Annotated in this window: 10 protein-coding genes; 1 reads left to right on the top strand and 9 read right to left on the bottom strand. The window is 53.0% G+C overall.

The genetic code is table 11. The annotated features are described in order from the left end of the window. Window positions 1-153 precede the first annotated feature (153 nt). Window positions 154-555, top strand: coding sequence for a diacylglycerol kinase (locus ACZND6_RS10205; protein ID WP_293704744.1), 402 nt, complete (start codon window positions 154-156; stop codon window positions 553-555). Window positions 556-630: 75 nt separating this feature from the next. On the opposite strand, the gene purB is transcribed toward ACZND6_RS10205, so the two are convergent. From purB to ACZND6_RS10160, 9 genes are all read right to left on the bottom strand, one after another. After that, a complete protein-coding gene (gene purB, locus ACZND6_RS10200) occupies window positions 631-2,010 on the bottom strand; it encodes an adenylosuccinate lyase (protein WP_489524631.1) in 1,380 nt (459 codons plus the stop codon). 176 nt (window positions 2,011-2,186) lie between these two features. Beyond that, complete coding sequence (locus ACZND6_RS10195) at window positions 2,187-2,681, bottom strand: TPM domain-containing protein (RefSeq protein WP_300873998.1); 495 nt, start codon at window positions 2,679-2,681, stop codon at window positions 2,187-2,189. 3 nt (window positions 2,682-2,684) lie between these two features. Continuing rightward, complete coding sequence (locus tag ACZND6_RS10190) at window positions 2,685-3,656, bottom strand: TPM domain-containing protein (RefSeq protein WP_489524630.1); 972 nt, start codon at window positions 3,654-3,656, stop codon at window positions 2,685-2,687. Then, on the bottom strand, window positions 3,622-4,245 hold the full coding sequence (locus tag ACZND6_RS10185) for a LemA family protein (protein ID WP_021868255.1): 624 nt from the start codon (window positions 4,243-4,245) through the stop codon (window positions 3,622-3,624). Before ACZND6_RS10185 ends, ACZND6_RS10190 begins: the two co-directional genes overlap by 35 nt. 23 nt (window positions 4,246-4,268) lie before the next feature. After that, window positions 4,269-4,829: a nitroreductase family protein gene (locus ACZND6_RS10180; protein WP_300874010.1), complete on the bottom strand. Its 561-nt coding sequence runs from the start codon at window positions 4,827-4,829 to the stop codon at window positions 4,269-4,271. 107 nt (window positions 4,830-4,936) lie between these two features. Continuing rightward, window positions 4,937-5,755, bottom strand: coding sequence for a glutamate racemase (gene murI / locus ACZND6_RS10175; RefSeq protein ID WP_300874013.1), 819 nt, complete (start codon window positions 5,753-5,755; stop codon window positions 4,937-4,939). After that, the gene (locus tag ACZND6_RS10170) at window positions 5,748-6,653 is read right to left on the bottom strand and encodes a DMT family transporter (protein WP_300874017.1); all 906 of its coding nucleotides are present in this window, start codon (window positions 6,651-6,653) and stop codon (window positions 5,748-5,750) included. The genes murI and ACZND6_RS10170 overlap by 8 nt, the downstream gene beginning before the upstream one ends. Then, the gene (locus tag ACZND6_RS10165) at window positions 6,650-7,528 is read right to left on the bottom strand and encodes a pseudouridine synthase (protein ID WP_293737681.1); all 879 of its coding nucleotides are present in this window, start codon (window positions 7,526-7,528) and stop codon (window positions 6,650-6,652) included. Before ACZND6_RS10165 ends, ACZND6_RS10170 begins: the two co-directional genes overlap by 4 nt. After that, window positions 7,525-8,529, bottom strand: a complete 1,005-nt coding sequence (locus tag ACZND6_RS10160; protein WP_293737680.1) for an L-threonylcarbamoyladenylate synthase — start codon at window positions 8,527-8,529, stop codon at window positions 7,525-7,527. Before ACZND6_RS10160 ends, ACZND6_RS10165 begins: the two co-directional genes overlap by 4 nt. Window positions 8,530-8,532 lie beyond the last annotated feature (3 nt).

The raw sequence follows: 8,532 nt of genomic DNA, 5'->3' as shown, positions 1-8,532 counted from the left end.
CAAGTAGGCGACCCGCATAGGTTAATTGGAACCGCTGGGTGCGAGACCCGCATGCCCAGTGGTGTGAGAGGGGTAGGTGAAAGCTTCCCCTACTCGATTTGGTGCCTGTATCCTTGCTAAGATTTCAGACACGATCAACGAGAAGAGAACAAAATGGAAAAACACCAGCCGAAAGACGCTTCCGAACTTAAAGGCAAGACCGGATTACGCCGTCTGATGAATGCAACCAAGTATTCCGCACAGGGTTTCAGAGGCGCTTGGCAGACAGAAGAGGCTTTCCGCCAAGAGGCGATATTGGCTTGTGTCATGCTGCCTGTTGCGGTTCTCCTCCCGGTGACCACCGTTGAGAAACTGCTGCTGGTCTTGGGGCTATTCATTGTTCTTATTGTCGAGATCCTGAATTCGGCGATCGAGGCAGTGGTTGATCGATTCGGCGGAGAAATTCATCCTCTGTCCGGCAAAGCTAAGGACTTAGGAAGTGCGGCCGTCTTACTCGCCCTGACGATTTGCGCGATCATTTGGTGCACGATTCTGTTTACGAACTTTATCCTCTAAGTATCAAATTTTTTCTATCGAATAAAAACGCCGGCTGCTCGAGAAGAACAGCCGGCGTTTTCACAAGAGGAAAACTTAGATTTCCTTAGCCAAAGTTTCGGCTAAGCCGATGTAAGTGGCCGGTGTAAGTTTCTGCAGAGAGGCTTTGGCATCCTCAGGAATGTCCAGCGTTGCAACAAACTCATGGATGGTTTCAGGGCTGATGCCTTTACCGCGGGTAAGAGCTTTGAGCTGTTCGTACGGATGAGGAACACCGTAACGGCGCATCACGGTCTGGATGGCTTCGGCCAGAACTTCCCAGGACTGATCCAGATCGGCGGCAATGGCTTCTTCGTTCAGACGAAGTTTGTTCATGCCGCGTTCCAGAGCGGTGTAGCCGACAATGCTGTAGCCGAAGGCGACGCCTAAGTTTCTGAGAACAGTAGAGTCAGTCAGGTCGCGCTGCCAGCGAGAGATCGGGAGCTTCTGAGCGAGGAACGTAAAGAAAGCGTCAGCCATGCCGAGGTTGCCTTCGGAGTTTTCGAAGTCAATCGGGTTGACCTTATGCGGCATCGTAGAAGAGCCAACTTCGCCTTCTTTGAGCTGCTGCTTGAAGTAGTTCAGGGAGATGTAGCCCCAGATGTCGCGGTCCAAGTCGATCAGGATCGTGTTGGCACGAGTGATGGCATTGAAGAGTTCGGCCATGTAGTCATGCGGTTCGATCTGAATCGTGTAGGGATTGAAAGTCAGGTGCAGACGATTTTCAACGACATTGCGTGCAAAAGCAGGCCAGTCTTTGTCCGGATAAGCGATGGTGTGGGCGTTGTAGTTGCCGACGGCGCCGTTCATCTTGGCGAGCAGTTTCATTTTTTCGATGGCCTGAACAGCAAACTCGAGACGAGCGGCAACGTTGGCCATTTCTTTACCGACGGTGGTCGGGGAAGCGTGCTGACCGTGTGTACGGGACAGCATGGAAACGCCGGCCCATTCATGGGCGAAGCCCTTGAGCTTGTCGATGATCATCTGCAGGTGAGAGCAGATGAGCTCGCGGCCAGAGGAAAGCATCAAAGCGTGGGAAGTGTTGTTGATGTCCTCGGAAGTGCAGCCGAAATGAACGAATTCGCTGGCGGCAGCCAGATGTTCATTGACGGTCATCTTGCTCTTGATCCAGTACTCAACGGCTTTAACGTCATGGTTGGTGGTTTTTTCGATGTCTTTGATCGCCTGACAGTCGGCAACGGAGAAGCTGCTGACTAATCCGCGAAGATAAAGTTTGTCTTCTTCGGAAAGATCTTTAAGTTCGGGCAGGTTGAATTCGGAAAGGGCGATGAGCCATTCAACTTCAACCGTGACACGAGCACGCATCAGTGCAAATTCGGAAAAGATGTCGCGGAGTTTGGCAGTTTGGCGTTCGTAGCGGCCGTCGAGGGGAGAGATTGCGGTAAGAGCAGACAGTTCCATGACGATGAAATTCATAGAGAAATAAAAAGGAGTCAACATTTTAGCAACTTGGAATGAGCATTTTTGTGTTGGCTCCTGAACGGATTGTTCTAATTTTTAACGGCTAAGTCTGAGCTTTTGTGAGGATGACGAGCCGGGCAAAAGAAAAGCCGCCAGAGAAAAACTCGGGCGGCCTTCAAGAAAGTAAAAAGTTATAGTACGACAGGTGTATTGGGCACCGGATCCTGAACGGGTTTGTTCGGGAAAGGCTTAGACAAAATCCCGGTCAGTGATCTGAAGGCCTGACAAACACCTTCCTCGAACTTCTTATCAGCAAAAGCGATTTCCATCTGTTTGACGATGTCATCCAGCTGAGTTTGTCTCACCTCTCGTGCTGCACCTCGGTCTAAATAAATTTCGATGGCACGGTCGGAAAGGTTTAAATAAATCAGCACGCCGTTATTGTCTTCCGTGTCCCAGACACCGTAGCGTCCGAAAAGCTCTTTGGCTCTTTGAGCGTCCGTGATGTTCTCTCGAAGTCCTTTAGAAGGAATACTGCGTTCGATGATGAGTCGGAACTCAGCGCTCGTCTGCCGCTCGCATTCTTCAATGCATTTCGTCACTGCATCCAAAGAGGACTGAGGAAATGCCATTGTGACGGGAACGGGCGACATTACCCAATGTTTAAGAATTCTTCCGATAAACATTTTTTACCAGCCTCCGCTTGCGCCTCCGCCGGCTGCGTCACCGCCTCCGCCTCCCATGCCGCCTCCGAAGCCGCCCCCGCCAAATCCGCCGAAGCCTCCGAAGCCGTCGTCTCCGCCCCCGCGTTTACCGCGGTAACGGCGGTCGGTTCCGTACATCTTGGCGGTCCGTCGGGCGCCGGCCTCAAGAACGGCGGTCGGAATACACATGGCAATCACGACTACGACCAGAGCGATCACAATACCTGCAAACAGCGACTGCATAATAAACGCCGCTAAACCGCCCACGGCTAAACCTGCAAGAGGGGCTGACTTGCGGCCCATGAGCTCACGCAGCATCATCGTGATGACAAATCCTATGAAGAGCACTGCCACCCAAGGTTCGTCCCACAGAGCTTCGGCCGGATCGTAAAGAATATTGGCTTCCGAACGTTTCTTCTGCGGCGCCGGAAGTTTGGCATCTTCAATCAGCGTAAACACTTTGTCCAAGGCCTGACTGATGCCTTGGTAGTAGTTGTTCTGACGGAAGTTCGGCGCCATCACGTCCGTGATAATGCGGGACGCAGCCACATCCGGAATGGCTCCTTCGAGCGCTCTCATCACATCAATACGGATTCTGTGGTCATTGACGGCAACGATCAGGAGAAGACCGTCTCCGACATCCTTTCGGCCCAGCTTCCAGTTGTCACCGACGCGATGTGCGTAGTCTTCGATCGGCTCGCCGTTCGTGGAAGGAACGATGATAACGGCGATCTGAGAACCGTACTTCTCCTCAAACCCCGCAAGTTTGGCTTCAAGCGAACGTTTTTGTTCGGCCGTCAGAAGGTGTGCAGTATCGGTGACATAAGCCACTTCCGGTATCGGAAGCAGGTCAGCCGCCGATACCGTGCAGAAAAGCGCGCTCAGCCAAAAGAAGAACGCACCGATGAGAAGGCCGAAACGATTAAGGTTTGGCCGGAGCTGTAGCTGCTGAACCATTGAAATCTACCTTAGGAGGTGTCGTAATGGCAGCTTCGTCGGCTACCGCGTACTGAGCTTTAGGTTTGTATCCGAGGATCCAAACCCAGACCATCTGCGGGAATTGACGGATGTACGTGTTGTACTGCTGAACGGATTTAATGTAGCGGTTGCGTGCAATCGCGATGCGGTTTTCACAGCCTTCAAGCTGTACACGCAGGTCCTGGAAGGCTTTGTTGGCTTTTAAGTCAGGGTAGCGTTCGACAGTGACGAGTAGCCGGGACAGCGCGCTGCTTAATTCGCCCTGAGCCTGCGTGAATTTCTGGAAGGCTTCGGGATTTTCCATCAGTTCAGGCGTTGCCTGAATAGACGTGGCCTTAGCACGGGCATTGATCACCTGTGTGAGCGTGGATTTCTCGAAATCGGCTTCACCCTTAACGGAGTTCACCACGTTCGGAATAAGGTCGTTGCGGCGCTGATACTGATTTAAAACTTCGCTCCAAGCTGCCTTGGTCGACTCATCAAGCGTCTGGATCTCGTTGTATCCGCATCCGGTTAGCATAGTTGCGGACATGAACATGCCGAGAAGAATAAGGAAAAAGCGTTTCATGACGGCCTCTTAATGTTTGCTTCTTAAGAAAAATAGGTTAACAGTTCGTCGTAAATAGAACGGACTTCGGCGCCCGGGGCATCCGGTTTTGCCGTGCCGAGCATAATCCAGCAGGCGATGACTTCGCCCTTCTTGCAAAGGGCATCGACGGCGTCGCGGTAGTGCGTGGACGAGCCGCTCACGATTTTACCTGCAAAGCCTTTGAGCTCAAGAGCGGCAAGGAAATTAGAGGTAGCAGCGCCGACGGTCATCCACTGCTCGTAGGTAGGAACTCTTTCGTTGTGTTCATCGATTTTGGCGACCACAGCGACCATAGCCGGAGCCTTTAAAGCTTTGCTGCGGGCGCGCTGGGCGCCTTCCTGATCAGCTCCGTCGGCCAGAGCGCCGGCTTCAAAAAAGTCGGCGAATTTCTCACGCTCTTCAATGACCACGAAACGAGCAGGTCTCAGATGGCAGTGATCAGGCGCTGCAATGGCCCATGTGAGGGCTTCGGCATAGTCTTCTTTAGAGGGGGCAGGTGTGGTGAGGTATTTTGCTCCGAGGGAGCGACGTAACGTAACACGTTCAAGGACAGAGTCGTGCATTTGAGTTGAATCCAAGTACTTTCTTTAATTGCTTGAAAGTATGGCAGTCCGGCGTAGTGACAGTGTCTAAATTCGCTCAAATTGGATGATTTGAAGGTCGAAAAGGCTCAAGAGAGAGTTGCTTTCGTTGCGGGAGGGTCAGAACGCAGATCAAGTGCTTCTTCTGAGTTCCAAAGACGCTCGATGACAGCGCGATGCTTATCGGCATCTCCGCTGATATAAAAAACTTCTTTGCCTTTTGCACCATCCGAAAGTAAGCCGCGTTTGGAGAGCTGGTGTTTAAGTTCTCTGGCAACTGCTGCGCTTGGATCGATGAGTTCGGTTCCGCTGCCGAGTTCACGCTTCAACACGTTAGACAGGAACGGATAATGCGTGCAGCCGAGGACGAGCTTATCGGCACCTGCACGCTTGATTGGGTGCAGATACTTTTCGATTAGTTTTTGGGTCTTGAAGGAGTCCCAGTCGCCGCTTTCGACGCATTCCATGAGACCCGGGCACGGAACCGAAACGACCTTGACCTTGGTTCCGGCAAATTCACGAACGAGTCTCAGGTAGCGTTCGCTGGTGATGGTGCGCGTCGTGGCGATCACGCCGACTACTCCGGTCTGTGTTGCAGCGGCTGCCGGCTTAATCGCAGGCTCAATGCCGATGATCGGAATATTAAACGTTTCCCTCATCGTGTTAACACCCTCTGCGGTGGCGGTGTTGCAGGAAACCACGATCGCTTTGGCTCCTTTGGAAATCAGGAAGCGTCCGATTGCAAGGCAGCGCTCTTTGATGTACTCGGACTTTCTGTCGCCGTACGGGGCGTAAAGGCAGTCGCCGTAATAAATGATGTCTTCTCCCGGAAGGGCGTCTCGAACGGCGTGCATGACGGACAGTCCGCCGAGCCCGGAATCAAACATTCCGATTGGAGCGTTACTCACGGACAGCCTCCTTGCTGATGCGGCCTCGGTTCTTGAGGTAGCCGGGCAGCCAAGAACTGATGAGAATACTCAGCACCACCATGACGGCGCCGACGACAGCGCCCTTCGTAAACGGTTCTCCGATGGCGTAACCGATGATGCCGGCAAACACCGGTTCAAGGGTGTAAATGAGAACGGCGCGGGTCGGTGAGACGAATTTCTGAGCCCAGCACATCATGACCTGGTTAAAGACAATCATGCCGATCAAAATCGCCATACAGACATAAGTCACGGGCGTAGGATCAAAGCGAACGTCTTCAAAGACAATGCAGTAGAGCGTGCTCCAAAACGTGACGGTAACCAACTGAGTAAAGCAAAAAGCTTTCGGATCACAAGAGTTGGCGAAGCGCCCGAGAACTAAGATTTCCATTGCGCAGGCGGCCGCACTGGCAATCGTCAGCCACTCTCCGATGTTTCCGTTAAAGGAAATTTTGGTGGGATCCAGGATGAGAAGCATGCCGATGAAGGCAAACAAAATTCCCCCGGCAATAATCGGGGTCGGACGTTTCCTAAAGATAACCCATTGGAAAAGCGGTACGAACGGAACGTAAAGTGCCGTCAGAAAGGCCGAAATCGAACTCGTAATCGTCTGCAGGCCCACCGTCTGCAGGAAGTAACCCAGAAAAATACACGTTCCCGTGGCGCAGCCAGCAATCCAATCGACTTTTTTGAGTTTGAAAAGGGCCGATCTCAAGAGGCACGCCATTAGAACGGCACCGCCTCCGAAACGTAAAGCAACAAGCAGCCCCGGCGAGAGTCCTTTAAGACTCAGGGACAAAAGAATAAAAGAAGAACCCCAAAGGGCCGTCACCATCACAAGGCCCCACTCGGGGCTGACGTTAAAGCGACTCGGCGTCATTTGTCTCGAGTTTTTCTAAAGTTCGGTTTACGAGGTTTAAAGGTTTGCGGGCGACGCGGCGCACCGGAAGCCGGTCTGCCGGAAGAGGCTCTTTTAGGGGCGGGACCGGTAAAACTTTCGCCGTCTTCCAAATATCTCCACTTACCGACCGGAAGCTTGCCGAGGCGGACATTGCCGACACGGACCCGTTTAAGTGCGAGGACTTTCAGACCGACAAGATCACACATTCGGCGAATCTGACGATTTCGGCCTTCACGAAGGACGAATTTTAATTGGTCTTCGTTGAGCCAAGAAACTTCGGCCTTCTCCAAAGGCTTACCGTCCAGTTCCAACCCGTGATTTAAAAGCGCAAGCTTCGCCGGAGGAAATTCGCTGTTGGAGCGGCCGTCGGTCATCGCAACACGCACGATGTATTCTTTTTCGACGGCGCTGTTCTCACCGATGATGGTTTTGGCAATGCGTCCGTCCTGAGTCAGAACCAGAAGGCCGGTGGAGTTGATGTCCAGACGACCGGCAGGAACAAGGCTCTTTAACTGAGAAGGATTAAAGCGGCGAGGAGAAGGATCATCGATCCAGCGGTTTCTCGGCGTAATCAAAATGCGTGCCGGTTCATGACCGTCTTCAGCCTGTCCGGAGACATAGCCGAGCGGCTTGTTGAGAATAATGGTCACACGCTCGTTCTGCTGATCTTGAGCCTTCCGGTCAATCGTGATCTTTTGGTCAGGGCGCACTTTGCTGCCGAGTTCGCTAACGACTTGACCGTCAACTTTAACCCAGCCTTTGGAGATCCACTCATCGGCTTCTCGTCGTGAACATAAACCGAGTTCGCTCATGCGCTTAGATAAGCGGACGAGATCTGCGGGTGTATCGCTCATTTGCTTTCCTTGTTGGGTCTTTCAGCGGCAGCGCGGGTCAGTCGATCCAGAACACCGGCTGAAGAATCGGTTAATTCCGGCTCGACAGCAAAGATAACATCTCCGCCGTCACGGTCGAGTTCGTGCAGCCATTTGTAAAGGTTGACCTGGAGTTCCTTGGCGTCTTTGTAGCCGCGAACTTTTTCTGCGACCGTACTGAAGCGTTTCGCGATCTTTTCAGGCGCAATCAAAGAGAAGGTTTTGAAGTGACGGGCTAAGAACTGTGTCTCACCCGGCAGGTCGTCTGCCGAGACAATCTTTAAAACGTGCTCAGGCGCGTAGTGGCTCTTCATTGAGCCGGAGACACGCGGAGAAGCGCCGACCGCACCGTGTTCAACGGGTTTGCCGATCACTTTAGAGATCATTTCGCCGCTGACATCGCCTTCGCGAAGGATGCGCGGTGTTTCGCCCGTGAGGTCAAGAATCGTCGATTCAATGCCGACGGTGCATTCTCCGCCGTCAAGGATGAAGTCGGTTTTGCCGTCGGGCTTCTCCCCGAGGTCATCACGCACATGCTGAGCGGTTGTCGGACTGATCTTGCCGAAGGTGTTGGCGCTCGGTGCGGCTAAGCCGCGGCCTTTGCCCGCGTCAAAACGCTTTAAAAGTTCGTGAGCCAAAGGATGCGACGGACAGCGAAGCGCAACCGTGTCCTGTCCGCCGGTCACAAAGTCTTTGGCATGTTCGGAGCGTTTTAAAACGATCGTCAGAGGACCGGGCCAAAACGCCTCAGTCAGCTTTTTGGCATCTTCCGGAATCTCTCGGGCCCAGTAGGGCAGAGCTTCTGCTGAGGCAACATGCACAATCAGCGGATGCGTGGCCGGGCGGTTTTTAGCAGCGTAAATCGATTTAACCGCCGCTTCGTTCTCTGCGTCGGCGGCTAAGCCGTATACCGTTTCAGTGGGAATAGCAACCAAGCCGCCGGCTTCGAGAATTTTGACGGCCTTCTCAAGATCAGAATGCATAAC

The sequence above is a fragment of the Parasutterella sp. genome (assembly GCF_057870745.1).
The sequence above is the reverse complement of the archived record's forward strand: the minus strand, read 5'-3'. Positions and strand labels throughout refer to the sequence as shown.